The 25,304-nt window shown below is 62.0% G+C and carries 18 protein-coding genes and 1 pseudogene; 12 read left to right on the top strand and 7 right to left on the bottom strand.

What is annotated here, in order from left to right:
- Positions 1-404: 404 nt before the first annotated feature.
- From RCJ00_RS05695 to RCJ00_RS05685, 3 genes are all read left to right on the top strand, one after another.
- Complete coding sequence (locus RCJ00_RS05695) at positions 405-3,152, top strand: TonB-dependent receptor (RefSeq protein ID WP_316220792.1); 2,748 nt, start codon at positions 405-407, stop codon at positions 3,150-3,152.
- 179 nt (positions 3,153-3,331) lie between these two features.
- A complete protein-coding gene (locus RCJ00_RS05690) occupies positions 3,332-4,366 on the top strand; it encodes a glycoside hydrolase family 43 protein (protein WP_316220790.1) in 1,035 nt (344 codons plus the stop codon).
- 18 nt (positions 4,367-4,384) lie between these two features.
- On the top strand, positions 4,385-5,356 hold the full coding sequence (locus tag RCJ00_RS05685; protein WP_316220788.1) for a glycoside hydrolase family 43 protein: 972 nt from the start codon (positions 4,385-4,387) through the stop codon (positions 5,354-5,356).
- On the opposite strand, the gene RCJ00_RS05680 is transcribed toward RCJ00_RS05685, so the two are convergent.
- The gene (locus RCJ00_RS05680; RefSeq protein ID WP_316220787.1) at positions 5,346-6,083 is read right to left on the bottom strand and encodes a FadR/GntR family transcriptional regulator; all 738 of its coding nucleotides are present in this window, start codon (positions 6,081-6,083) and stop codon (positions 5,346-5,348) included. The two genes, RCJ00_RS05685 and RCJ00_RS05680, sit on opposite strands and share 11 nt — an antisense overlap.
- 240 nt (positions 6,084-6,323) lie before the next feature.
- On the opposite strand from RCJ00_RS05680, the gene RCJ00_RS05675 reads away from it, so the two are divergent.
- Positions 6,324-6,524, top strand: a complete 201-nt coding sequence (locus tag RCJ00_RS05675; protein ID WP_316220786.1) for a hypothetical protein — start codon at positions 6,324-6,326, stop codon at positions 6,522-6,524.
- 112 nt (positions 6,525-6,636) lie between these two features.
- A pseudogene (locus tag RCJ00_RS05670) lies at positions 6,637-7,790 on the top strand (acetyl-CoA C-acyltransferase).
- Here RCJ00_RS05670 and RCJ00_RS05665 read toward each other — a convergent pair.
- From RCJ00_RS05665 to hutI, 4 genes are all read right to left on the bottom strand, one after another.
- Positions 7,787-8,320, bottom strand: coding sequence for a HutD/Ves family protein (locus tag RCJ00_RS05665; protein ID WP_316220785.1), 534 nt, complete (start codon positions 8,318-8,320; stop codon positions 7,787-7,789). The pseudogene RCJ00_RS05670 and the gene RCJ00_RS05665 overlap by 4 nt on opposite strands.
- Positions 8,317-9,972: a urocanate hydratase gene (gene hutU, locus RCJ00_RS05660; RefSeq protein ID WP_316220784.1), complete on the bottom strand. Its 1,656-nt coding sequence runs from the start codon at positions 9,970-9,972 to the stop codon at positions 8,317-8,319. The genes RCJ00_RS05665 and hutU overlap by 4 nt, the downstream gene beginning before the upstream one ends.
- 71 nt (positions 9,973-10,043) lie before the next feature.
- Complete coding sequence (gene hutH / locus RCJ00_RS05655; RefSeq protein WP_316220783.1) at positions 10,044-11,570, bottom strand: histidine ammonia-lyase; 1,527 nt, start codon at positions 11,568-11,570, stop codon at positions 10,044-10,046.
- On the bottom strand, positions 11,567-12,745 hold the full coding sequence (hutI, locus tag RCJ00_RS05650) for an imidazolonepropionase (protein WP_316220782.1): 1,179 nt from the start codon (positions 12,743-12,745) through the stop codon (positions 11,567-11,569). Before hutI ends, hutH begins: the two co-directional genes overlap by 4 nt.
- A 73-nt stretch (positions 12,746-12,818) precedes the next feature.
- Here hutI and RCJ00_RS05645 point away from each other — a divergent pair, with 73 nt between their 5' ends.
- From RCJ00_RS05645 to RCJ00_RS05615, 7 genes are all read left to right on the top strand, one after another.
- A complete protein-coding gene (locus RCJ00_RS05645; RefSeq protein ID WP_316220781.1) occupies positions 12,819-14,111 on the top strand; it encodes a formimidoylglutamate deiminase in 1,293 nt (430 codons plus the stop codon).
- Complete coding sequence (gene hutC, locus RCJ00_RS05640) at positions 14,108-14,803, top strand: histidine utilization transcriptional repressor HutC (protein WP_316220780.1); 696 nt, start codon at positions 14,108-14,110, stop codon at positions 14,801-14,803. Before RCJ00_RS05645 ends, hutC begins: the two co-directional genes overlap by 4 nt.
- A 216-nt stretch (positions 14,804-15,019) precedes the next feature.
- On the top strand, positions 15,020-15,523 hold the full coding sequence (locus RCJ00_RS05635) for a DUF2844 domain-containing protein (RefSeq protein WP_316220779.1): 504 nt from the start codon (positions 15,020-15,022) through the stop codon (positions 15,521-15,523).
- Positions 15,523-16,800 carry a DUF3443 domain-containing protein gene (locus RCJ00_RS05630; RefSeq protein WP_316220778.1) on the top strand — a complete coding sequence of 426 codons (1,278 nt, stop codon included), beginning with the start codon at positions 15,523-15,525 and terminating at the stop codon, positions 16,798-16,800. Before RCJ00_RS05635 ends, RCJ00_RS05630 begins: the two co-directional genes overlap by 1 nt.
- Positions 16,801-16,878: 78 nt before the next feature.
- Positions 16,879-17,745, top strand: coding sequence for an alpha/beta fold hydrolase (locus RCJ00_RS05625; RefSeq protein ID WP_316220777.1), 867 nt, complete (start codon positions 16,879-16,881; stop codon positions 17,743-17,745).
- Positions 17,742-18,179 carry a riboflavin biosynthesis intermediates N-glycosidase gene (ybiA, locus tag RCJ00_RS05620; protein ID WP_316220775.1) on the top strand — a complete coding sequence of 146 codons (438 nt, stop codon included), beginning with the start codon at positions 17,742-17,744 and terminating at the stop codon, positions 18,177-18,179. The genes RCJ00_RS05625 and ybiA overlap by 4 nt, the downstream gene beginning before the upstream one ends.
- The gene (locus RCJ00_RS05615; RefSeq protein WP_316220774.1) at positions 18,179-18,682 is read left to right on the top strand and encodes an O-acetyl-ADP-ribose deacetylase; all 504 of its coding nucleotides are present in this window, start codon (positions 18,179-18,181) and stop codon (positions 18,680-18,682) included. The genes ybiA and RCJ00_RS05615 overlap by 1 nt, the downstream gene beginning before the upstream one ends.
- Here the strand turns inward: RCJ00_RS05615 and RCJ00_RS05610 are convergent.
- Both RCJ00_RS05610 and RCJ00_RS05605 read right to left on the bottom strand, forming a co-directional pair.
- Positions 18,679-23,052 (bottom strand): translocation/assembly module TamB domain-containing protein, encoded by a 4,374-nt coding sequence (locus RCJ00_RS05610; protein WP_316220772.1) that lies wholly within the window; start codon positions 23,050-23,052, stop codon positions 18,679-18,681. The two genes, RCJ00_RS05615 and RCJ00_RS05610, sit on opposite strands and share 4 nt — an antisense overlap.
- 1 nt (position 23,053) lies before the next feature.
- Positions 23,054-25,246: an autotransporter assembly complex protein TamA gene (locus tag RCJ00_RS05605; protein ID WP_316220771.1), complete on the bottom strand. Its 2,193-nt coding sequence runs from the start codon at positions 25,244-25,246 to the stop codon at positions 23,054-23,056.
- Between the last annotated feature and the right edge of the window lie 58 nt (positions 25,247-25,304).

The raw sequence follows: 25,304 nt of genomic DNA, 5'->3' as shown, positions 1-25,304 counted from the left end.
TGTGGGTGATGACAATCAATTTGTAGGATAATAGTGATAAATCGCGAGGTCCCTAAGTGAACGCGACGTGAGGAACGCCGACATCTTTTTTTGTCTAATATGTCGGCCCCGCTTTGCGTTTGGCACGGACCTGTGTCTTGAAAAAAGTATTACAATATTAGCAACTTATGGTCATTCCTCCTCTTTATGGACGTGCAGACTACGGTCTGGCATGCGGGTGCTGTCCCTATACAATTGAAATTACAGAGCTATTTAAATTGTAGCATAATTGCATCATGAGGCCCGTCTTGCATGGAAAATTGAAAAAAGCGATTGCGTAATAAATACGATAAATCATATATAGTCGCCACGACTGCGTGCTGCCACCTTGCGCGACATCCAAATTAAAAAAGCAGGAACAGGGAATGAAACTCAAAGCTTACATCCTGGCTACGGCCTCTACCGTTTCGATTCTGGCGTGGGGCGGGGGTGCACTGGCCCAGACGACTCAGGCAGACCAATCCCAGCCTCAAACTCAGGCCCAGACTCAGGCTCAGGCTCAGGCTCAGCTGACAACGGATTCGGAAAATGCGGCGACCACGGTTGTCGTCACCGGCATGAAACGCAGCATGGCGTCATCGCGGGCGTTGAAGAAGAATTCCGACCAGATCGTCGATGCGGTCGTCTCGGCGGAAATCGGCAAATTGCCGGATACGGCGGTGTCCGACTCGCTGGCCCGGGTGACCGGCGTCACGGTCGGCCGCAGTGGCGGTGAAGCCGATAGCGTCCTGGTCCGCGGCCTGCCCAACATCGCCACAAGCTATAATGGCCGAGACATTTTCACCGCCGAAGGCCGGTTTGTTGCATCGCAGGACTTCGCCGCCGGCAATGTCGCGGCACTTGAGGTCTACAAATCGACGACCGCCGATCAGGTCGAAGGCGGTATCGCCGGCTTGATCAATGTGCGTGGCCGCCGTCCCTTTGATTTCAAGGGGCGCGAAATTTCGGGCATGTTGAACTATGTCTATGCCAACCAGTCCAAGAAATATTCGCCGAACGGCAACCTGCTGCTGAGCGACCGGTGGATGACGGGCGCGGGCGAATTTGGCGCTTTGCTGAACGTCTCCTATCACCGCTTTCAGTATCTCGACTCGAAGCGGTTCATCGGATCTTTCGTCAGCGCCACGGTCGACGGCAATCTGACCTCGAACGCAGCCCAGTACGGCGGCAAGCGCTTTGCTGACGATATCGGCGTCAACTATGCCGAGCACGACCGTGAACGGCCCTCGGCGAATGCAGCGCTGCAATGGCGCCCGAGCGAGGAACTGGAGCTCTATGCGGACTTCCTTTACCAAGGCTATGAATCCAAGACCTCGGACCGTAATCTGGAAGTGCCATTGTGGGCCGGTTCCAACTACGGCAATATTCAGCTATCCAGTGACGGGTCGCGCGTCGAAAGCATGACGGTGACCAATCCGTTCCATCCGCAGGGCTGGCAGGCGGCCACGACGGATCATACCGACACCTATCAGGCGGCCATCGGCGGCAAATGGAAGTCCGGTCCGTGGACGGTGTCGGCTGATCTGGCGACGACCCAATCAAAGTATTTCCTGTCGGTCTATAGCTGGGACTTCGCGTTTACCAGCAGCCCGACGGTCAACGTCATGTATAATGCCGGTTCTGACGGGGGTGTGAACTTCACGTTCGACAACTTCGATACGACCAATCCCAATAACGTCAAATTCCGCGGCTTCTATGACCGTCAGTTGTCGGCGCGCGGCCGCGACGTCCAGTTCCGCACCGATGTCGAATATCGCACCAACCTGACCTATCTGCCGCGCGTTCGCTTCGGCGTCCGCTATGTCGACCGTAAGGCGGGCTTTGACAACGGGGACCGCTACGTCAATGTCGAGGGCATGAACCTGACCCTGCCTCAGACGGGGCTGGATATCCGGACGACTCAACCGGGCTTCGTCGGTTTCGACTATCCGAGCATACGCAGCTGGGCGTCGCCGACCTATGAATCTATCCGCTCCAATGCGGCGGCGATCCGGCAATTGGTCGGTTTCCCCGCTGGTGCGCCGCCCTATAACCCCTCCCAGCACTTCACAGCCGACGAAAAGGCGACCGCCGGTTACGGAGAGGTCGACTATAATTTCAATATCGGCAGCATTCCGGTTGACGGTATCGTCGGGGTTCGGGTGGTCAAGACTGAAGAAAGCGTGACCAGCAGCCAGCGGACATCGGATAGCGACTATACCGATACCCTGCCGTCGGCAAGCATGCGCCTTCACCTGTCCGACAAGACACAGGTGCGCTTGGCGGCGAACAAGACGCGGACGCGACCGAACTTCTCCGATCTCAACCCCAACTATGTGGTGAACAGCGGCACCCGCGTCGAGCAGGATACGGCGACGGGCGAATATTTCCGCAATGGCGGCGGATCGGGCAATATCGATCTCAAGCCGTATACGGCCAATAATCTGGACGCCACGTTTGAACATTACTTCGGCTCGACCGGCATCTTCTCGGTTGATGTGTTCAATCGCGATGTCGACGGTTTCATCAACTACCACGTCATCCAGGTTACCGATACGCGCTTCACCAATAGCCCGCCCACCGACACCCAGAATGTGCGCATAAGCGTGCCGTACAATGCCAATCGCGTGACCTTCAAAGGCGCCGAAGTCCAGTTCACGACCTTCTTCGACTATGATTTCCTGCCGAGCTGGGCGAGCAATTTCGGCGTACAATCCAATGTCACCTATATGGAAAGCCACTCGCCGGGCACGTATAAGCAAGACCAGAACCAGCCGGGCGTTTCCCGCATTGCCTATAACCTGACCGGCATGTACGAAAACGGCCCCTGGTCTGCGCGTCTGGCCTATAACGGGCGCAGCAAATGGCTGAATGTGTGCGACGCGCCTCAGGATTGGGGCGGTAATCCGGGCTGCGAATACACCAAGGGCACGTCACGGATTGATTTCTCGGGCAGCTATCGCTTGACCGACAACCTGACCGTGGCTCTGGACCTGAACAACCTGGCGCCTAAGCCGCTGCGTGTCTATCGCGTCTACACAAACACGATCGCCGGCGGGACTAACGGGATTTACAACACCCAGGTCCGAACCGAAGAAACGGTATATTCGGTCGGTATCCGCTTCCGTTACTAGGCGGATAATTTGAATGAAGCGTGTGACGCCTGCGGATGTGCGGATCCCCGTTCCGCAGGCGTTACGATCTTTACTTCTAGGGGCGCGCATTTTTGCCAATAAAGCCCAGACCTGGTGTTGTTTGGCGCGGTTGCCTCAAATAGACTCTCGTAACGATTATAAGTAAGGGATGGAACCTGATGCGCCCGTTTTCCGTGTGCCTGTCCGCTTGCGCCGCGACGCTGATTGTGGTGAGCGCATTCGGCGCCTTGGGTGCCTGCGCCGAGCCCCATCCGGTGGGAACCTATACCAATCCCTTGCTGCCATCGGGACCGGACCCCTGGGTCACGCGCGACGGCGATACCTATTATTATATGCACACCCTGGGCAACAAGCTGACCATTTGGAAGACCAAGGACATCACGGCACTGGACAAGGCGAAGCGCAAGACGGTTTGGCTGCCGCCGCGCAGCGGACCCAACTCGGTGTCGATCTGGGCGCCCGAGCTGCATCGTCTGGATGGCAAATGGTACCTCTATTATACCGCGGCGGCGGCGGGCTTTGACGATGACGCGCACCGGGGCGTCTTCGTTCTGGAAAACACCAATGCCGATCCCACGGACGGTGCTTGGGTCGACAAGGGCCGGGTCAACACCGCTTTGCCGGGCATAGACGGGACGACCTTCGACTACGAGGGAAAACGCTATTTCATCTACTCCGCCTATGCCGGTCACGACAGTGTGCTTAGCCTGTCGCGCATGTCCAATCCCTGGACCCTGACGGGCGGTGAGACGATCATCGCCATCCCCGATCAGCCATGGGAGCGCCAGGGTGGCCGCCAGATCGTCGAAGGGCCAGAATTCCTGGCCGGGCCCTATGGCCAACTATTCATCACCTATTCGGCCAGCGCCTGCTGGTCCGACGATTATGCCCTGGGGCTGCTGAGCGCGCCGAAGGGCAGCGATCCGACCGATCCCAAGGTCTGGACAAAATCACCGGCACCGGTCCTGGCCAAATCTGTGAAAAACAACGTCTATGCCACCGGCCATAACGGCTTTTTCACATCGCCCGATGGCAAGACCAACTGGATCATCTATCACGCCAATGCCGGTCCCAATAAGGGCTGCTCGCCCAATCGCGCGCCGCATATCCAGCCCTTTAGCTGGGGCATTGACGGACATCCGGTATTTGGTGAGCCGGTCAAGGAAGGCGTCCCGTTCACGGGGCCCCGCTAAAGGTTTTGGAGGTCTGACATGTTTCGTTTTGTTTTCACGGTCTTGACATCGCTTGCCCTGACATCATTTGTCCTGGCGGCCGGTTCCGTGCACGCCGCCGGGCCAGTGCTCGACGTGGATTTTCCCGATCCGCTCGTTCTGCCCGTCGATGGCGGACTGGTCGCCTACGCCACCAATGGCAAGCAGGGTGGCAAGCGTCTGAACATCCAGTTTTCGCGGTCAAGCGACGGCATTCATTGGAGCGCGCCGGTCGATGCCATGCCGGAGCTGCCGCGTTGGGCGCGCTCCAGCGCGCCGGACGTGTGGGCCCCCGAAGTCATGAAAATCGGGGACACCTATGTCATGTACTTTAGCGCCCGTCACAAGACGCGCATGCGTCCGGATGGCCTGACCCTGTGCGTCGGCGCGGCGGTATCCAAGGTTCCCGAGGGGCCGTTCGTCCCCCAGACGAAGCCGCTGACCTGTGGCGGTGAATTGGGCGCTATCGACGCCAGTCCGTTCCGCGACGGTGATGATCTGTGGCTCTATGTCAAAACGGACGGCAATTGCTGCGGGGTGCCCATCGGCATTATCGCTCAGCGCCTTACCGCCGACGGGCAGCAGTTGGCCGGCGCGCCCGCGCTGGTCGAGGGCGTAACCAACGACAAGCCGTGGGAAGGCGGCGTAGTCGAAGGCGAACAGATGATCAAGCACGATGGCCGCTACTACATGGTCTATGCCGCCAATGATTACGGCAGCGACAAGTATGCCACCGGCTATGCGGTGTGCCGTGGGCCTGTCGGGCCGTGTCGTGACGCCGATGAAAATCCGATCCTGAAAAGCGCGCCCGGACTGGTCGGGCCGGGGCATCAAAGCGTCTTCGATTTTCAGGGGCGGACTTGGATCGCCTATCATGCCTGGCGCAATGATGGCGACCCGCGCAAGCGTTACCGCGCCATGTATATTTCGCCGCTCGACTGGGTGGACGGCAAGCCGGTGATCACCCCTTAAGCCTGTTCTGGGCTTCCTGCTCATAGATGACGGTCAGCACGTCGTTGACGATGAGGTGCATGGCGTCGTAGGCGCGGCGCGCGTCACGGTCGAAGATGGGCTTCATGATGTTTTCATGCGCCTCGATATTGGGTGTCACGCCGTTTACGCGGGTGGTGAATGAAATCGAGGTGGTCAGCGCCGTCCGGATCATTTCCTGGAACTGATAGTAAAACGGGTTTCCGGAGGCATAGAGGATCGAGACGTGGAAGTCGATGTCGGCCTGGGTCGGATCGCCTTCGCCGCCATCGGCCAGGACCATCCGATCAAACGCCGCCTTCATGCGTTGCAGGTCGTCGTAGGTGGCGTTGTTCGCGGCCAGTTCGGCGGCTTTCGGTTCGATGGAAACCCGCAGTTCGGTGAATTGCCGCAGCAGTTGCAGCGAGAACTTGCGTTCCAGCAACCAGCGCAGCACGTCCTTGTCGAGCAGGTTCCATTGCCGCGTCGCCTGGATCACCGTGCCCTGGCGCGGCCGCGCGGTCAGCAGGCCCTTGGCCGTCAGCATCTTGACGGCTTCGCGCGTGACTGAGCGGCTGACGCGATATTGTTCGGCCAGTTGGGCTTCGGTCGGAAAGACCTTATTGTCGTAAAAACCCGTGACGATGGCCTTACCCAAATGATCGAGCAGGCCCACCGTCAGGTTACGGCCCAGAAGGGCGCTCGAATCGGTTTCTTTGTCGACGTGCATGGGCGGCGGTAAATCACTGTCAGGGCAAGGAATCTCAGCAGGCAGTGCGCCGGATTCGTCGGGAAAAATAGAAATTCTATTTGTCATAGTAGTAGGCTCGCGCCCCGCGTCAATGCTTGTTGACGGTCGCGCCTGTCCCCCACCGTTTCTATCGTCCCTTTATGCGCAACCGGTCATGACGCGGCGCGTTTTTATGTCCGTCTCAATAGGATGGCCATAGAACTGAAACGGAGATGTTCCATGCCTTCCAACCTGATTATCGACGAAGACGATCCTGATATCGATGCTGACGATGCCGGTGTGAATACCGAGGATGTCGGCGGGGCCAATACCGATACGATTGACCGGGCGTCGCGTGATATTGAAAACGGCGACGCCGACCAGCCGGACGGTGACAATCCGAACGATCTGGGCGAGGATGAGACCCTGACCGATCTGTAGGGGTGGGCGGAGTGAGGGGCTGAAATAGTATCTTTCGCATCTATCCTGACGAATGGTTTTGGCGCATGATGGCGTCATAAACAAAAAAGCCGCAGGAAATGAAATGCCCCAGATGCCTTCAGACTCCATCGTCATTGCCGGAATGGCGCGTACGCCCATGGGCGGTTTTCAGGGCGATTTTGCTGCCGTGACCGCGCCTGAACTCGGCGCCGTCGCCATTCGCGCTGCGCTGGGGTCAGTGGCGCCGGATATCGTCAGCGAGGTCATTATGGGCTGCGTCCTGCCGGCGGGATTGGGGCAGGCACCGGCGCGTCAGGCATCACTCGGGGCGGGGCTTCCGGTGAGCGTGCCCGCTACCACAATCAATAAGATGTGCGGCTCCGGCATGAAGGCGGTCATGATGGGGTTCGACGCCATCCGGGCCGGATCGGCCGATGTCGTCATCGCCGGCGGCATGGAAAGCATGTCGAACGCGCCCTATCTCCTGCCAAAGGCGCGCAGCGGCATGCGGATGGGCCATGGCGAGGTCAAGGACCATATGTTCCTCGATGGCCTGGAAGACGCCTATGAAAAAGGCCGTCTGATGGGTCATTCGCCGAAGAGGCCGCCACCCACTACCAATTCACCCGCTGGATGCAGGACGATTATGCCTTGGCGTCCCTCGACCGGGCGCTGAAAGCTGACTTCAGCGCCGAGATCGTGTCGGTGGACACCAAGGCGGGCACGATCAGCCGTGACGAACAGCCCGCTAAGGCCAGGCCGGAAAAGATACCGACCCTTAAGCCCGCCTTCGCCAAGGCCGGCACGGTGACGGCGGCCAATGCCAGTTCGATTTCCGACGGCGCGGCGGCGCTATTGCTGGCGCGTGAGTCCGATGCCGAAGCGAAGGGCTTGACGCCGATGGCCCGCATTGTCGCCCATGCCAGTCATGCCGAGGAACCGAAGTGGTTCAGCCGCGCCCCGGTCGGCGCGATCCAGGCTGTGCTGGCCAAGACAGGCTGGTCGATCGATGAGGTCGATCTGTTCGAGATCAACGAAGCCTTTGCCGTGGTGGCCTTGATTGCCATGCATGATCTGGGGATTGCCCACGACAAACTCAATATTCATGGCGGCGCCTGTGCGCTTGGCCATCCCATCGGGGCCAGCGGGGCGCGCATACTCGTCACCCTCGTCAATGCCCTGAAACAGACGGGCGGGCGTCGCGGCATTGCCGCCGTCTGCATCGGCGGTGGCGAAGCGACCGCCGTGGCTGTGGAATTGGTTTAAATCGCCGACAGCGCGACGCGCCACAGGGCGTTATCAGCGGTGAAATCGTGAGCCCCATCACAGAGCAGGGCATCGAACGGCTCCAGCGCGAAGACCTGACCGTTCATGTGAACCGCCGTGACGGTGGTGCCGATGAGAAGTGTCGCACCCTCGGTCCGGCCTTCCAGAATCCGGTCAACACTCGCCCGAAAGGTGCCGCGCCGGGTCATGACGTTCAGGTCGGTCACGGGCAATAGGGGCGTGCCATGGACGGGCGTGCTGCCGTCGAAGGCCAGGCTATCTCCCGCTTGAAGCGTGCGGCGGTTATCGGACAGATCGAGTTGCAGGCGCCCCGCCAGGACGGTCAGGTGGCGGTCGATGCCGTCGAAGCGTGAAAACGGACCGGCCTCGGTGACATCGGCCATGCTGACGCGCCACAGGAACTCATCCATGTTCGCGCCCTCAGGGAAAACGGCGATTTCGCGCGTCACGCCGCCGCCGTTTTTCCATGGGACAGCGACGCGTCCGGCGGCGGTCAGATGGCGGATCACAGTACGCCCGGCAGATCGAGGCCCTTTTCGCGGGCGCACTCGCGCGCGATGTCGTAACCGGCATCGGCATGGCGCATGACCCCGGTCGCCGGATCGTTCCACAGGACGCGGCCCAGCCGTTTGGCGGCGTCGTCCGAGCCGTCGGCCACAATGACCATGCCGGCGTGCTGCGAGTAGCCCATGCCGACCCCGCCGCCGTGATGCAGGCTGACCCAGGTCGCGCCCGAGGCGGTATTGAGCAAGGCATTGAGCAGGGGCCAGTCGGATACGGCGTCCGAACCATCGCGCATGGCCTCGGTTTCGCGGTTGGGCGAGGCGACGGAGCCGGAATCGAGATGGTCGCGTCCGATCACGACGGGTGCCTTCAGTTCGCCGTTTCGCACCATTTCGTTGAAGGCGAGGCCCAGTCGGTGGCGATCACCCAGCCCGACCCAGCAGATGCGCGCGGGCAGCCCCTGGAACTTGATACGTTCGCGGGCCATGTCGAGCCAATTGTGCAGATGCGGATTGTCGGGGATCAGTTCCTTGACCTTGGCGTCGGTCCGGTAGATGTCTTCGGGATCGCCGGATAAGGCCACCCAGCGGAACGGGCCTATGCCGCGGCAAAACAGCGGCCGGATATAGGCCGGGACGAAACCGGGGAAATCGAAGGCATTTTTGACCCCTTCGTCGAACGCGACCTGGCGGATGTTGTTGCCGTAATCGACGGTCGGCACGCCGGCCGCCTGGAAACCGAGCATGGCGCGGACATGTTGCGCCATGGAGGCCTTGGCGGCTCTGGCGACGGCCTGCGGATCGCGTTCGCGTCGGTCCAGCCAGTCCTCGACCGTCCAGCCGGAGGGCAGATAGCCATTGACAGGATCGTGGGCGGAGGTTTGATCGGTGAGCAGGTCCGGGCGCACACCCCGGCGGAACAGCTCGGGCAGGATGTCGGCGGCATTGCCGAGCAGGCCAACCGATATCGGCTTGGTGGCGTTGTGGATCATGGCCAGGGCATCGTCGATATCCTTGGCCTGGTAATCTAGATAGCCGGTGCGCAGGCGCATCTCTATGCGCGACGCCTGGCATTCGATGGCCAGACAGGACGCACCCGCCATGACGGCGGCCAGTGGTTGCGCCCCGCCCATGCCGCCAAGGCCCGCGGTAAGCAGCCATTTGCCGCTCAGGTCGCCGTTATAATGCTGGCGGCCCATCTCGACAAAGGTTTCGTACGTACCCTGAACAATGCCCTGGGTGCCGATATAGATCCACGATCCAGCCGTCATCTGGCCGTACATCATCAGTCCCTTGCGGTCGAGTTCGTGGAAATGCTCCCAATTGGCCCAGTGCGGCACCAGGTTGGAATTGGCAAGCAGGACGCGCGGCGCGTTTTCGTGGGTCTCGAACACGCCCACCGGCTTGCCCGACTGGATCAGCAGGGTCTGGTTGCTTTCTAGGCGTTTCAGGGTCGCGACAATGCGGTCGAAGCTTTCCCAGTCGCGCGCCGCCCGGCCTATGCCGCCATAGACGACCAGTTCTTCCGGCCGTTCGGCCACGTCGGGATGCAGGTTGTTCATCAACATGCGCAAGGGGGCTTCGGTCAGCCAGGACTTGGCGGACAGCTGCGTGCCGGTGGCCGGGGTGATCACGCGTGAATTATCGAGACGGGTCATCTTCTTGTCCTTGCAATCCTCAGTATGGGCTCAGTATGGGCTCAGGATGGCCGAAAAATGGGGTGGGGTTCTTACTTCGGCTCTACGGTCGGCAGTGGGATGTTCGCGGCGGTGGTTACGGCCCGGGAACGGACCAGATCGATGGCCAAGGCCATGTCGGGGTGGAAATGACGGTCGTGGTCGAGCGCGGGCACGGCGGCGCGGATAAGGGCGCGGACCCGTTCCAGGGCGTCGGACGAGGTCAGGGGCGCGTGGAAATCGCAGCCCTGCGCCGCCGCCAGCAGTTCGATGGCGATGACGGCAAAGGTGTTTTCCGCCATGTCCATCAGCCGGCGCGCACCATGGGCCGCCATGGAGACATGGTCTTCCTGATTGGCCGAGGTCGGGATGGAATCGACGCTGGCGGGATAGGCGCGCTGCTTGTTTTCGGACACCAGGGCGGCGGCGGTGACCTGGGGGATCATGAAGCCGGAATTGAGGCCCGGCTTTGGCGTCAGGAAGGCGGGCAGGCCCGACAGGGCGGGATCGACCAGCATGGCGATCCGGCGTTCGGCGATGGAGCCGATTTCGCAGAGGGTCAGGGCGATCATGTCGGCGGCGAAGGCCACGGGCTCGGCATGGAAATTGCCGCCGGACAGGGCCTCGTCGGGATCGGTGAAGATGAGCGGATTGTCGGAGACACCGTTGGCTTCGGTTTCAAGGGTCGTGGCGGCCTGGCGCAACACGTCGAGCGCTGCCCCCATGACCTGCGGCTGGCAGCGCAGGCAGTAGGGGTCCTGAACCCGTTCATCGCCCTTGAGGTGAGAGGCCCGGATGGCCGACCCGTCCATCAGGTTGCGCAAGGCGTGGGCGGTGTCGATCTGGCCTTGATGGCGGCGCAAGGCATGGATGCGGGGATCGAACGGAGCGTCGGACCCCTTGGCGGCCTCGGTCGACAAAGCACCGGTAATGAGCGCGGTTTGCAGCACGGATTCGGCTTCGAACAACCCTGCCAGCGCGTTGGCGGTCGAAAACTGCGTGCCGTTGAGCAGGGCCAGGCCCTCCTTCGGTCCCGGCGTCAGAGGCGACAGGCCCGCTTCAGTCAGGGCTTGCAAGGCGGGTGTGCGCACCCCGCCGGCATCTATCTCGCCAACGCCGATCATGCACGCGGCCATGTGGGCCAGCGGCGCCAGATCGCCCGACGCGCCGACACTGCCCTGGCACGGAATGACCGGCATGAGGTCGTGGGCCAGCATGGCCTGCATCAGGCTAAGGGTCTCGACACGGATACCCGATGCGCCCTGGGCCAGGGAGGTCAGCTTGAGCGCCAGCATCAGGCGAACGACCGGCCGGGGCGAGGGCGCACCGACACCGGCGGCATGGGACAGGATGATGTTGCGCTGAAGCGTGATCAGGTCCGCATCGTCGATGCGGGTCGAGGCCAGTTTGCCGAAGCCGGTATTGATGCCGTATACGGGTTCCCCCCTGGCCAGAATTCGCGTGATGGCGGCGGCGCTTTCGGCGACCCGGGTCAGGCAGGCGGAGTCGAGGCGGACGTCTTCACCGCGATAGATGCGCCGCCAGTCGGAGAGTGGCACCTGGCCGGGGATGAGGATCATGCGGTTTTACCTTGGAAGATGCGGGCATGGAGGGGCGAAGCGCCCATGAAATAGACGAGGTCGGCGGGCTGGTCGCAGTCCCAGACGGCGAAGTCGCAGCTCTTGCCCAGCTTTAGCGTGCCGATGTCGTCGCGGCCGAGCGCGCGGGCGGCATTGGTAGTGACGCCGGCCAGGCATTCATCCACCGTCAGGCGGAATAGGGTGGCGGCCATGTTCATCGCCAGCAGGAGAGAGGTCAGCGGCGAGGTGCCAGGGTTGCAGTCGGTGGCGATGGCCATGGGCACACCGGCGGCGCGCAGCGCCTCAATCGGCGGCTTGACCGTTTCGCGCATCGTGTAAAAGGCGCCAGGCAGCAGGGTCGCGACGGTCCCGGCCGCCAGCAGGGCTTCGATCCCGTCGGCGTCGAGATGTTCGAGATGGTCGGCCGACAGGGCGACATACCGCGCCGCCAGCGCTGCGCCATGCAGGTTGGACAATTGTTCGGCGTGGATCTTGACCGCCAGCCCGTGCGCCTGGGCGGCGGCGAAGACCCGCTCGGTCTGGGCGGGGGAAAAACCGATGCCTTCGCAAAAGACATCGACGGCCGAGGCCAACCCGACGGCGGCGGGAATCATGCGGGTGCAGACCTCATCGATATAGGCGTCGGGATGGTCCCTGAACTCCGGCGGCAGGGCATGCGCGCCGAGCAGGGTGGTCACGACGCGAACCGGGCGACGCTGCTCCAGGGCGCGGGCGGCGCGCAGCATTTTCAACTCGTCTTCCAGGGTCAGGCCGTAGCCGGATTTGATCTCGACCGTCGTCACGCCGGACGCCAGCAGGGCGTCGAGACGGGGCAAGGTGGCAGCGATCAGGGCCTCTTCGCTGGCAGCGCGGGTCGCGGCAACGGTGGACAGGATACCGCCGCCGGCAAGGGCGATGTCTTCATAGGACGCGCCATCGAGACGCAGTTTGAATTCGTTGGCCCGGTTGCCGGCGAAGACAAGGTGGGTGTGGCAATCGATCAGACCCGGCGTGACCAATCGGCCACCCAAGTCAATAACCTCACCCTCGAAATCCGCCGGCGGGCCCGCATGGACGATGCGGCCGTCGCGGGCGGCGATCATGCCGTCGTCGATGATCGGCTGGCCGGCGGCGGTCAGCAGGCGGGCGCGGGTCCAAACCGTATCGCAACGCATGAGGGCTTCCCTGAGGCAACGAATATGTCTATACATAACGGAATAATGTATAGACATATCGAATGCAAGGCCCATGTCATCACTATGGTTTGAAAAAGCGTTGCTGAAAAATGGCTGGCAGGCCGGCGTTCGCTTGACCATTGCCGATGGCCGGATTGCCGCCATTGCCACCGATACCGAGCCGCAGGGCGAACAGCATGCGGTCGGCGTTCCGGGCATGCCCAATGTGCACAGCCACGCCTTTCAGCGCGTCATCGCCGGTCTCACCGAATGCCGGGGCACAGAACCGGACAGTTTCTGGTCGTGGCGCGACCAGATGTACCGGTTTCAGGCGCGCATCGACCCGGACGCGTTTCAAATCATCGCCAGTATGGCCTATATGGAAATGCTGGAGGCGGGCTTCACCCGCGTCGGCGAATTTCATTATCTGCATCATCCCCAAACCGGCCCACAAACCGGCCGGTTCGACGATCCGGCTGAGATGGCCGCGCGGGTCGTCATGGCGGCGGAGATGACCGGCATCGGTCTGACCCTGCTGCCGGTGTTTTATGGGCATGCCGGATTTGGCGGTCAGGCGCCCACGGCGGCGCAAGCGCGCTTCATTCACGACCTGGACGGCTTTCAGCGCCTGCTGGAGGCCAGCCGCCGCCATGTCGCGCGGCTAGATGACGCTTGCGTCGGCATTGCGCCGCACAGCCTGCGCGCAGCGACACCAGGCGAACTGGCGGCCCTGATTCCGATGGCCGAGGGCGGACCGATCCACATCCACATCGCCGAGCAGGTGCGTGAGGTTGAGGATTGCATCGCCCATACCGGCCAGCGTCCGGTTGACTGGCTGCTCGATCACGCGCCGGTCGATGGGCAATGGTGCCTGGTGCACGCCACCCATATGACGGCGGCGGAAACGAAGCGCCTGGCCAAGTCCGGAGCCATTGCCGGTCTATGTCCCGTAACCGAAGCCAATCTGGGGGATGGCCTGTTTCCGGCGCGTGACTATCTGGCACACGGCGGGCGCTTCGGCATAGGTTCGGATTCCAATGTGCTGATCGGTGTCGCCGAAGAGTTGCGGCTACTGGAATATGGCCAGCGCCTGTTCCTTCGTGAACGCAACGTGCTGGATAATCTCTATGTCCGCGCGCTAGACGGCGGGCAGGCCCTGGGGGCACCGGCAGGGCTGGATGTCGGCCAGCCGGCGGATATCGTAAGTCTGGATTGCACGCTTGACGCCTTTATCTTCGCCTCGGCGCGTTCACCCATCGACTGCGTGTGGCGGTTCGGCCGTAAGCAGGTTTCGGGCGGTCGCCATGTGGCGCGTGACGCCATTCTTGCCGACTATCGTCAACTTATGCAAAAGCTGTCGGCATGAAGCCTCTGCACCAGAAAATCCGTGACGATATCGAAGGCCAGATCCGTTCTGGCGCATTGAAGCCTGGCGATCGCATCCCGTTCGAACACGAACTGATGGCGCACTATGGCGTGTCGCGCATGACGGTCAACAAGGCGCTGACGCCACTGGACGAGGCGGGGCTGATCGAGCGTCGCAAGCGAGCCGGTAGCTTCGTGCGCCTGCCGCGTCTTGACTCCACCGTGCTTGATATCCCGGACATTCAGCACGAAATTACGGCGCGGGGCGAAGCCTATCATTTCGAGCTCCTCTCCTACACCATCCGCACCGCCAGTACCGACGAAGAGAGGGAATTGGCCGGCAGCGGCCAGGTCATCAGCCTGACCGGCCTGCATTTCGCGTCGGCCAAGCCCCTGGCGTTTGAGCGCCGGCTGATCAATCTGGAGGCTGTCCCAGATGCCGAAACCATCGATTTCACGCGCCAATCGCCAGGGCATTGGCTGCTAGGCGCCGTGCCGTGGACCCATGTCGAAAACCAGATCAGCGCGGCGGTCGCGGAAGGCCAGATCGCGCGGCATCTGCGGCTTGATGCCGGAGCGCCGTGCCTGGTGGTTGACCGCCGGACCTGGCGCGATAAGGCACGCGTGACGACTGTGCGCCAGGTGTTCGACGGAGCCGCCTATCGCCTGATCGCTCGCTTCGACCACGGGTAGAGCGCCGATCTGACTGAATCAGATCGGCGCTCTACGTGTTTGTTTTACGCGCTTTTTTATCCGAAAAGTGCAATACACTTTTCGGAAAGCGCTCTGGCAAATCATCATATTGCATTAATCGCTATCGCGGATACTTTGGCCGAACCTTAGAGCACTCATCGGCTCAGTTGAGTCGCCTCATGGCTCTAATTTTTTGCTCTAGTGTAGGAGTACGGTATGCGGTCCTGGCCCTGCCTGACCTGGGTGCGTTCGACGCCACCGGTCATCGCGCTCGCCCTGGCGATTGTCGGCGGCGCCACGCCCGCCCACGCCACGCTCGGCGGCAAGCTCGACTCGGTTGAACGTGACCGGGCCCGCCTGGCGCCCCGTAGTCTGACACGACTGCCGGGTATCGGCTACACGGTCCATGAAATGACGTTGGAAAACGCCACGATCGTCCGCGAATATACGCGGACGGACGGTACGGTGTTCGCCGTCAGCTGGATCGGGCCGCAACGTCCCGATCTGAAAAGCCTGTTCGGCGACAGCTATTTTACCCGTTTCCAGGCCGATAACCAGAACACGGGCCGCATTCGCGCCCGGCGTGCCTTGGCGGCGACGCACAGCGACTTCCTCGTCCGCACCGGCGGCCACAGCGGCGCCTTCTGGGGCATGGCCTTTTTGCCCTCGGCGGCGCCATCGGGCGTCAGCCCGCAGATGCTGCAAGAAGGGGAGCAGTGATGAAGCGCCTGTTCTGCATCGGTTTCTTTCTTATCCTGGCCGCCTGCGGTGGCGGCGGAAGTGGCGGCAGTAGCAGCGGGGGCAGCAGCAGTGGAGGCGTGACCAGTTCGTCGTCCTCTTCTTCCTCCTCGTCGTCCAGCAGCGCCGCACTGACCAATTTCACGGCGATATCGGTCGATGCCGGGCCAGCGCAGGCGACGGGCAATGTCAATATTCCCTTTGTCACCGTGACAATCTGCGTACCCGGCACGGTGACATGCCAGACCATAGATCATGTGATCATGGATACCGGATCGACCGGCCTGCGGATCGAATATGAGGCGCTGACGGCGCAGATGCGCGCGGGCTTGCCCAAGACCATGCAAGGCACCGCCGGAGTCGGCGAATGCTATCAGTATGTCGATGGCTATGTCTTCGGTTCGGTGCGCACGACGGACATGACGATCGGTGGAGAAAGCGTCAGTTCCATGCCCTTCATGGTGATTGGCGATACGGGGGATTATGCCACCGTCCCGACCGCCTGCTCATCGACCGGCGGAACGGCGCACGACACCATCGCGGAGTTCGGTGCCAATGGCATTATCGGCATTGGTGACAGCGTGCTCGATTGCGGCAGCTATTGCGCCAGTACCGCCAGCAATGGCTATTATTATGCCTGCACCGGCGGATCGTGCACGCAGACGACCTTCGCCACGACCCTGCAAATTCCTAACCCGGTGGCGCGCATGGCGGTCAACAATAACGGTACGGTTGTCGTCCTGCCGGCGGTGACGGGCCAAGGCGCCGCGACACTGAACGGCACGCTTTATTTCGGCATCAATACCCAGTCCAATAACATGTTGGGCACGGAGACGATCCTGAGCGAGTTCAACAACGGTTACCTGACCTCGACCTATAAGGGCCAATCCCTGACCCGCAGCTTCGTTGATAGCGGCACCAACTTCTACGGCTTCACCGATTCAACCATTCCTTTGTGCACCGGCAATCTCAAGGGCTTCTACTGCCCGACCAGTTCGCTGGCCCTGAGCGCGGTGCTGAGCGGTGCGAACGGCGCCACCAAGACGGTGAACTTCACGCTCGACAACGCGGACACCCTGGTCCAGACACCCTATTACGTCTTGCCTGGCATCGGCGGCGATCCGCATGCCTTCGATAGCCTGAACGCCTTTACCAGCAGCTTCGATTTCGGCCTGCCGTTCTTCTACGGCAAGCGGGTCTACACGGCCATTGCCGGGCGCACGGCCGGCGGCGCGGTCGGTCCTTACGTGGCTTTCTAGTCCAGCGAAACGGGGCAGGCCTTGCGCGCCGGATGAATTGGTTTAGCCTCGGGCACGATCTGACAACAGGAGTGCTCCGTGGCCGCCTTTTCCGACATCTATTACGACAGCCACGATGCCCGGCTAAGGCTGTATGCGCGCGATTACGGCGGCAATGGCCTGCCGGTCATCTGCATGCATGGCCTGTCGCGCAACGCGGCGGATTTCGACTGGCTGGCGGCGCACCTGTCACCGCGTTACCGGGTGATTGTGCCGGACCAACGCGGGCGCGGATTGTCGGGATGGGATGCGGAACCGGCCAACTATACGCCCGCCGTCTATGTGCAGGATATGTTCAAACTGATGGGCGATCTGGGGATGGCGCGCGCCGCATTGGTCGGGACTTCCATGGGCGGGATCATGGCGATGATCATGGGCGCCATGGCGCCCCAGTCGGTGGCCGGGCTGATCATCAACGATGTCGGGCCGGAAATCGCCGTCGAGGGATTGGAGCGCATCCGCAGTTATGTCGGCAAGTCGCCGCCGATTACCTCCTGGGCCGATGCTGCCGCCCGGGCGAAGCAAACGAATGATGTCTGCTTCCCTGACTATGGTGAGGCTGACTGGATGGCGTTCGCGCGCCGGACCTATCACGCCGATGCGGCGGGATTGCCGGTGTCGTCCTACGATCCGGCGATTTCGGGCGCATTCGATCCCGACGGGCCTGTGGTCGCGCCGCCGGACATGTGGGCGTTGTGGGACGCTCTGAAAGGGCTGCCGATCCTGGGTATTCGCGGAGAGCTGTCGGACCTGTTGACCGAGGCGACTTTCGGCCAGATGCTGGAGCGCCACCCCGCCATGCACGCCGTCACGGTCGCCAATCGCGGCCACGCGCCGATGCTGGATGAACCCGAAGCGGTGGATGCCATCGATGCGTTTCTCGGCGGGTTGGAAAATCAGGCGTGATTGAGCCCGTCTATTTCTATACCCCACTGGAAAGCTATGGCGATTTCTCCAACTTCTCGCGTCGTGGCATAGATATGGATGGTCTGTGGTGGGCGACGGTCGAGCACTATTTTCAGGCCCAGAAGTTTGAAAATCCGCAATATCGCGAAAAAATCCGGCGGGCATCCACTGCGAAACAGGCGGCCGCTCTTGGCCGCGATCGAACCGTGCCGCTGCGTCCGGATTGGGAGGCTGTCAAGGTCGATATCATGCGCAAAGCGGTCCTCAAGAAATTTCAGACCCATGCCGCCTTGACTGCGCTTTTACGCGAGACGGGAAACCGGCCCATTGTCGAAAACGCCCCTGGCGACTATTTCTGGGGTTGCGGCCAGGATGGCACCGGTGAGAACTGGCTGGGTCGTATACTGGAAGATGTAAGAAAGCAGTTGGCCTAATGGTACGGTTTACGGCGGTGAAGGGAGACATCACGCGACTTGACGTCGATGCTATTGTCAATGCCGCCAATTCGTCGTTGCTGGGTGGGGGAGGCGTGGACGGGGCCATTCATCGCGCGGCCGGGCCAGAACTTGTCCATGCCTGTCGTTTGCTGGGCGGTTGCCGTACCGGCGACGCCAAGATCACGCCCGGCTACCGCTTACCGGCGAAATTCGTCATCCATACCGTTGGACCGGTATGGCGGGGCGGTGACAATGGTGAGCCGGAACTGCTGGCTGCCTGTTATCGTCGTTCCATTGAAGTTGCGATGCACGCAGGCGTGCGGACAATCGCTTTTCCGAGCATCAGCACCGGGATATTTGGTTATCCGATATGGGATGCGGCGCCGATTGCTTTGGAAGCGACACGGACTGCCGCCCGGTCTCCGCTGGAGGAGATCGTCTTCTGTTGCTTCACCACAGGTGACCTTGATGTTTATGACGGCGTAATTAAGGGCGCCTAATAATCCTTCGAATAACGCACGCTGGCCCCGGAGCCCGTATTGCCCATGGTGGACAGGATACTCAGCGAGCGTGACAGGGCGATTTCGAGCTGGGTTGCGGTGAAGCCCTTCGTATCAGTGACGATTTCGACATAGACATTGTTCGTCAGGTACTTCCCGGCCGCCAGCGATGTGCCGCGCCCGGTGCTGGCGTCTGCGCTGACAACGCGCAGGCGATCAATGCCGGTCGCCGCGCGCAGGGCGCCGAGCGGATTGAGATAGTCTTTGCCGCCATTCAGGCCGTTGACCGCGGAGGCCAGTTGCAAAGCTTCGGTCGCCGAGATGTTGGCGACGCTTTCACCGAACAGCAGACGCGACAGGATTTCGTCCTGGGGCAGGGCTGGGGTGGAGGAGAAGGCGATGCTCGGCCGCTGGGCGGAGCCGGTGACGTTGATAACACCCTGGATGTCCTGCACGGTGGCGCTGGCGGACAGGTTGATTTCGGGATCGGTCACAGGCCCGCCGTCAAAGGTGATGGTGCCGTTATCGATATCGAACGAGCGCCCGGCGAAGGTGTAATTGCCGCGCACGACCTTGAGCGTGCCGACGACGCGCGGATCCTTGGTGGTGCCGCTGATGTGCATCCGCGCCGACCATTCCGATTCCAGACCCATGCCGGAGACGAAGATCTGGTTGTCGGCCCGGGCCTGGATATCGAGACGCCAGAAGGCGGGCAGGGACTGGGCCGATGGCGCGGGGGTGCGGTCCTCGCCCTTGCGGCGCACGCCGTCCAGCACCGGTACTTCGGCCGCCTTTTGTTTGACGATGACATATTTGAACTGCGGCAGGCGCAGATCGCCCTTGATCAGGCCGCCATCGGCCTCGGTATTGGTGATGTCGATTGTGCCCGACACGGTCGAATTGATGGATTCGGAGCGGGCGAGGCGGGCATTGGTCATTTCGACATGGACCGACATCGGGAATTTCTGCGTGGCGGCTAGCCCGACCCAGCCTGCGCCGATCACTGTGCCTTCACCCGCGCGACCGGTGAACCGCGTCAACTCAAGACGGTCATCGGTGAATTTGCCGTCAAGGGCGATGGCTGTGATGCGGGTGCCCAGGTCTTCGTTATCATAGGTCAGGCTATTGGCCTTGATGACCCCGGAAAAATGGGGCTGGTTGATCGATCCGGATACGTCGGCGGCCACGGCGACGGCGCCGGACAGGGTCTGGCGCGGCAGGCCGCTCAGCGAGAACAGCACGCCGGCGGGACCGTTATAGCGTACGCCGCCGCTGATCGCGCCCGATTGCAGATCGGCCACCCAGTCCCCGCCATTGGCGGGCGCCAGCCTGATCTGGGCCTGGCCCACCGTCGCCGAGCCTTGGCGGATAAGGGCGTGGACATAGTTGTCGTCCGGGCGGCGGTCGGGGTTCAGTTGCGCATCGAGGGCGATATCGACCGGGGCCGAAACGACCGCGGCGCTGGTGCGCGAAAATCGGCTGATGGTGAGATTGGCGCGCGCCGTCGGGAAGCCGTTACCGACACGGCTGAAATCGATGGCGCCATTGACCATGCCGGTCAGGCCCAGATCCTGCTGGACCATATTGGCCAGCGACAGGTCGAGATTGTTCAGGCGCGCCTGAGCTTTCAGCGTGTCACCGAACCGGCCCGACAGGTCGATATCGCCCGTACTCATGACGATCTTGACGGGTTTCAAAATCCACTCGTCACCGGATTTGCGGATGACGGCGGGATGATTGAGCTTAAACGCGATATCGTTGGCCTTGCCCTGGGCCGCGAAGGTGTAGGTCTCCGGCGCAATCGTGCCGTTGAGCGCGATGTTGAACGGAACGTCCTTCTTGCCCGTGGCGATGGCCTGCACCGTGCCGTTTTCGCCGGTCATGGCCAGCTTGGCGCGGCCGGTGGCCAGGACAAAATCCTGATAGCGCATGTCGGCCATCTGGACGTCAGCGTTCAGCGTCATCTGGTCGTGCAGCACGACGTTGGCGGCGATGATGGCGCGGCCGACATAGAGTTTCATGTCGCCGGGCACAGTGACGCCGTTGCCGGTGGCGTTCACGACGGCCGCCTGATCGCCGCCCTGGCTGCTCAGGACGGCTGTGCCTTTCAGGCCCGATCCACCGATGGCCAAGGTGCCGGCGAACGGACCGGCATCGGTATGGGTCAGCAGGCCCGCGGCGTCTATGCCGGCGAAGGTCGCCTTGTGGATATCGATCTTAAGCGGTTTGCCGGTCATGACCAGGGCATCGGCCAGGAAGGGGCCGTATGCGGTGCCACCGTCGGCATTGACCTGGAAGCCCTGCGGCGTGGCGGTCAGGCGGGCCGTGACCTCAACCATCTTGACTCCCAGCCCCGGATTGGCGGCCTTGACGATGGCATTGGGGTGATCAAGCGATCCGGACGCCACGACATCGAGCGGTCCGTATTGGGTCGAATTGGCCTTGGCCTGTAATTGGATGCCGCCCGTTCGGGTCAGGAGGCCCGAAGCGCTGATCAGGGTAAATTTCGGCGCCTTGCCCGATAAGGCCTTGAGCACCACCGTGCCGTCTTCGGTATAGGCGTAACCGCCGGACAGTTTGGCATTCCCGCCCAGAAAGCCGTTTAGGCCCGCATTGGTGATCCGCGTCGTCTGGGCATTGGCCTGGCCTGTGACGCTGACCTTGCCGTGATTGATCGTCACCGCGGCTGTGGTGGCCAGATTGACCACACCCACTTCGGCGACCGGATAGTTGTTGAGATTGGCCTTGAGATTGGCGACGTAGCGGTTGGCGCTGAGATCACCAGTCAGCGTCGCGGTCGCCTTGATGCGGTCGGACGCCAGACGCACGGTATTGCTGCTTAGCTTGCCGTTTTCCAGGCGCACATCGCCGTTGAGCGTCAGGTGCGTCAGCAGCGGATCGACGCGTTCGTTGATGCCGGTGAGTGAGGTCAGTTGTGCAGCGATGGGCACGATGACGCCGGTATCGGTGACGCGGCTCTTGCCCTTGGCGGTAAAGCCGATCAGGCGAATCTGGCCCAGCTCGAAGCGCTTGGCGGCCAGGTCGTAATCGATGCGGGGCGTCTTGAAACCGCCGTCCAGCAACAGGTCGGCGCGCAGATCCGATGCGGTGAAATCCTTGCCCAGGACGTCCGGTTTCAGCAGGCGCCCATGCAGTTCCAGCTTGCGGAAATGGTTGGCGCCGAGGTCGACGACGCCCTTGGCGTCGATGCGCACGGCGTCGGTCCAGACGGCCATGACGCTATCCAATGCGCGGTCCTTAAGCGTGGTTTTGAGGTCGATCATCAGTGCGGGGGTCAACAGGGCGACGGTATCGCCGGTCAGCACCTGATCCGGATGGGTCGGCCCGGATAGATGGAAGACGCCGTTCTGGGCGTTGACGGCCAGGTCCATCAGGTTGTCTTCGCCGAAATTGGCGACGGCGCGGCCGTTCCATTGTGTCCATGTGCCCTGGCCCGACAGGCCCGCGGTAAAGGCCTTATCGAACTTTAGCAAACCCGCCGCCACGCCGTCGGCCGGCGCGGTCAGGTCGGCCTTCATGTCGAGGCGGTTGTCATTGGGACGGGCATCGACGACCACGCGCAGGCGATCCTGTTTTTCCGATACGACCAGGGTGTTGACCTGCACGCGCTGGCGCCGGATATGTGTGCCGCCGGTGATGGTTAGGACGTGGGCCTGGCCCATGACCGGGGCGTCGATCTGAAGCGCGTCGATCTGGATGCGGTTGACGTCGATGGCCAGATCGGGCAGCAGGGGGCCGTTCGATTCCGGGGTCTGGCTTGGGTTCAGCACGGGTTGGCGGATGATCTCGATCAGCGGGCTGGAAAAGTCGCGGATATCGACGTGCTTGGTGAGATAGCCGAAAGGCCGCCAATCGAGGTGAATGGCTGGGCTCTGGATAAAGACGCCTTTCAGGTCCTTCACCTTGACATTGTGCAGCGTCATTTCGCCGTAGAGCGAGCCGTCGATATCGCCGATTTCGACCTGGAGGCCGGAATTGAGCTTGATGCCCGTGGCGAACTGGATCAGCAGGCGGCGGCCGGGCGAGGTATTGAGCGAGGTGAGGGCGAGACCGACCAGTATAGCCAGACCGACAATCAGCAGGGCCAGGTTGCGGCCGACCTTAAGCCAGTTGACCTGCCGCCAGTCGAAGGGGCGTCGCGACCGCGGGGCGGGCGTTTGTTCGGCGGGCGATTCGCTTTCAGGACCGCTTTCTGGCCCGCTTTCTGGCTCGTATTGCGGTTCGTCCGCAGGCGCTGGCGATATGGTTGCGGGCAAGGTTTCGGGTGCGCCGTTTTCAGGTGTGCCGTTTTCGGGCGCGCTGTTTTCAGGCGTTTGGGGCGGCTTAGGGGAGCGGGGGCGTCGGGCCATGCTAGAATGCCTGTCCTATGCCAACATAGAGGGCGACCAGGGGCTCGCCCACTTCCTTGCTGCGGTTGATCGGGGTGGCGACATCGATACGGATGGGGCCGAAATTGGTGTATAGGCGCGCGCCGATGCCCACGCCGACGCGCAGATTGTCGAAGGTCGGCGTCGTCGAAATATAGGCCTGGCCGATGTCGACGAACGGCACGATGCCGATATTGCCGATGCGATAGCGATATTCCACCGACGCTTCGAACAGGCTGAGACCGCCGGTCGGGTTGAAAGTGTCGTCGAGCGGTCCGACCTGCTGATAGGAATAGCCACGGATACTCCCGCCGCCACCGGCATATAGCCGACGCGATGGCGCGATCTTGTCCAGCGAACCACCCAAGATGAAGCCCAGTCGCGTGCGTGCGGCGATCACTGACTTTTCATTGACCGGGAAATAATAGCTGCCATCGATAATGGTGCGGACACTGGACCCGCTGCCGCCCTGCAAGGAAACTTGGGGGGTCAGTTCGACCGACGCCCGGTAGCCGAGGGTCGGGTTGAGCAGGCTGTCGGAGCGATCGTAGCCGATACGGGTCGGCAAGGCGACAACGTAATAGTTTTCCGTGTTGCCGATATATTTGTTGAATCCGCCCGTAGCTTCCTGGGACGCGGTGACATCAAAGCCGTAGGACCAGGTCCACACCTTTTGCCACAAGGGCGTTGAGACGCGTGACACCTGGCCGCTGATTCCGGCGGTATAGGCTTCGTAACTGTCATAGATATTGTGCGACGCGGTCGCCGACAATTGGAAGGTACGGTCACGCTTTTTGGCGTTGGTGCGCCGGAACGTCGTGGTCAGCCCCTGTTGCTGAGTGCCGAGTGAGCCGGTCACTATCAGCGCGCCTTCCGGCGGGAACATGTTGCGGTTCTGCCAGGAGGCGGTGGCGGTGAAGCCTTCGCCGGTATTGTAGCCAAGCTGCGCCGCCAGGGTGCGATAAGGGCCGCGTTGCTGGTGCACCAGCAGATCGACATATTCGGTGCCATCATCGGCAAAGGTGCCGGTGGCTACGGGTTCGACGGCGACCGAGCGGAACAGACCGGTCGCCACCAGTGCTTCACGCAGGTCGTCGACCCGGCGGTTGTCGTAGAGATCGCCCTTTTCGAAGCGCGTCATCACCGCGACGTGGTCGGCACCGAAGGCTTGCTTGCCATCGCTTTTGAAACCGCCGAAGCGCGAGCGGTTGCCCGTATCGACGTTCAGGCTGTAATCCCCCGTATGCGCGGCACCGTCGAGCAGGATGTCGCGCTGACCGACCTTGGCGAAGGGATAGCCGGTCTGTTGCATGACCACGCTGACATTGGCTTCGGCGGCAATAACGTTGGAGGCGATGATGGGATCGCCGGTCGAAAGCGGAATGGCGTTACGGATCAGATCTGACGGCTCGGTCGGCTTGGCAACCGCCTTGATGGCCCCGAAGGTATAGGCGGGACCGGGCACGACGACGATATGGGCCTGGACCGGCTGTCCGGCGACCTGAGGCGTGGTGAGGGCGGTCGTGACTGTGCCGTCGTAATAGCCGCGGCTTTGCAGCATCCGCAGAATGATGGCTTCGTCCTCGGTCGCGCGGGCGCGAACCTGGGCGACATTGACCGCCTTACCCTTGCCGGCGTCGAGCGAGCTCAGCGCCTTGAACTCATCGTTCAGTTTGATGGCATGCAGGCCATCAACGACAGTGACATAGGTGATCACAGGCTGGACGGTTTCGGTCGCGACCATGCCTTGGTTCGGCTGAACGTCATAGCCTGACAGGGGCGGCAGGGGCGCATCAAGCGTGGTGTCCTGGGCTGTAGTGACGGGCGCCAGGGCGTCGGGGTCTTGCGGGTCTGTGGCCGTCGTCGCCGGGGCGGCTGCGGGCATTGCCGCCTGGGGCTGGCCCTGTGCGGGCGCCTGAGCCTTGGGTGCCAGAGTCTCGGGCGTCTGAGTCTGTTGGGGTGGAACGGGCGATGCCGGTTGCGTGTCGTCAAGCGATGGCAGGGCAGCAGTAAATGCGTCGTCGCTGATGATCGGTGTCGTATCCGGAGCGGCTTGCGGCGGGGGGGTGTCCGTTGCGACGGGCGGCGTGGCCTGCGCAAAGGCGCCGCCCGCCATCATCAGGGCGGCGGCCGGGAGGCCCGCAAGGCGCGCAGGCGACAAATTAAGCACGGTCATGACTTTGACGGTAAAAATAAGCACTGTCCTCAGATTGCGGCAACGGACCGACGCGACC

The sequence above is a fragment of the Asticcacaulis aquihabitans genome (assembly GCF_032490435.1).
Classification (GTDB): domain Bacteria; phylum Pseudomonadota; class Alphaproteobacteria; order Caulobacterales; family Caulobacteraceae; genus Asticcacaulis.
The sequence above is the reverse complement of the archived record's forward strand: the minus strand, read 5'-3'. Positions and strand labels throughout refer to the sequence as shown.

What these genes read in the sequence shown, in the direction of transcription:
- hutH (WP_316220783.1), bottom strand. Translation starts at nt 11,570, where the DNA reads ATGATCCTCATCCCCGGCCAGGTGCCACTCTCCGACTGGCGGCGCATC.
- hutC (WP_316220780.1), top strand. Translation starts at nt 14,108, where the DNA reads ATGAAGCCTCTGCACCAGAAAATCCGTGACGATATCGAAGGCCAGATC.
- RCJ00_RS05685 (WP_316220788.1), top strand. Translation starts at nt 4,385, where the DNA reads ATGTTTCGTTTTGTTTTCACGGTCTTGACATCGCTTGCCCTGACATCA.
- RCJ00_RS05645 (WP_316220781.1), top strand. Translation starts at nt 12,819, where the DNA reads ATGTCATCACTATGGTTTGAAAAAGCGTTGCTGAAAAATGGCTGGCAG.
- RCJ00_RS05675 (WP_316220786.1), top strand. Translation starts at nt 6,324, where the DNA reads ATGCCTTCCAACCTGATTATCGACGAAGACGATCCTGATATCGATGCT.
- hutI (WP_316220782.1), bottom strand. Translation starts at nt 12,745, where the DNA reads ATGCGTTGCGATACGGTTTGGACCCGCGCCCGCCTGCTGACCGCCGCC.
- RCJ00_RS05635 (WP_316220779.1), top strand. Translation starts at nt 15,020, where the DNA reads ATGCGGTCCTGGCCCTGCCTGACCTGGGTGCGTTCGACGCCACCGGTC.
- RCJ00_RS05615 (WP_316220774.1), top strand. Translation starts at nt 18,179, where the DNA reads ATGGTACGGTTTACGGCGGTGAAGGGAGACATCACGCGACTTGACGTC.
- hutU (WP_316220784.1), bottom strand. Translation starts at nt 9,972, where the DNA reads ATGACCCGTCTCGATAATTCACGCGTGATCACCCCGGCCACCGGCACG.
- RCJ00_RS05610 (WP_316220772.1), bottom strand. Translation starts at nt 23,052, where the DNA reads ATGGCCCGACGCCCCCGCTCCCCTAAGCCGCCCCAAACGCCTGAAAAC.
- RCJ00_RS05630 (WP_316220778.1), top strand. Translation starts at nt 15,523, where the DNA reads ATGAAGCGCCTGTTCTGCATCGGTTTCTTTCTTATCCTGGCCGCCTGC.
- RCJ00_RS05680 (WP_316220787.1), bottom strand. Translation starts at nt 6,083, where the DNA reads ATGCACGTCGACAAAGAAACCGATTCGAGCGCCCTTCTGGGCCGTAAC.
- RCJ00_RS05605 (WP_316220771.1), bottom strand. Translation starts at nt 25,246, where the DNA reads ATGACCGTGCTTAATTTGTCGCCTGCGCGCCTTGCGGGCCTCCCGGCC.
- RCJ00_RS05690 (WP_316220790.1), top strand. Translation starts at nt 3,332, where the DNA reads ATGCGCCCGTTTTCCGTGTGCCTGTCCGCTTGCGCCGCGACGCTGATT.
- RCJ00_RS05695 (WP_316220792.1), top strand. Translation starts at nt 405, where the DNA reads ATGAAACTCAAAGCTTACATCCTGGCTACGGCCTCTACCGTTTCGATT.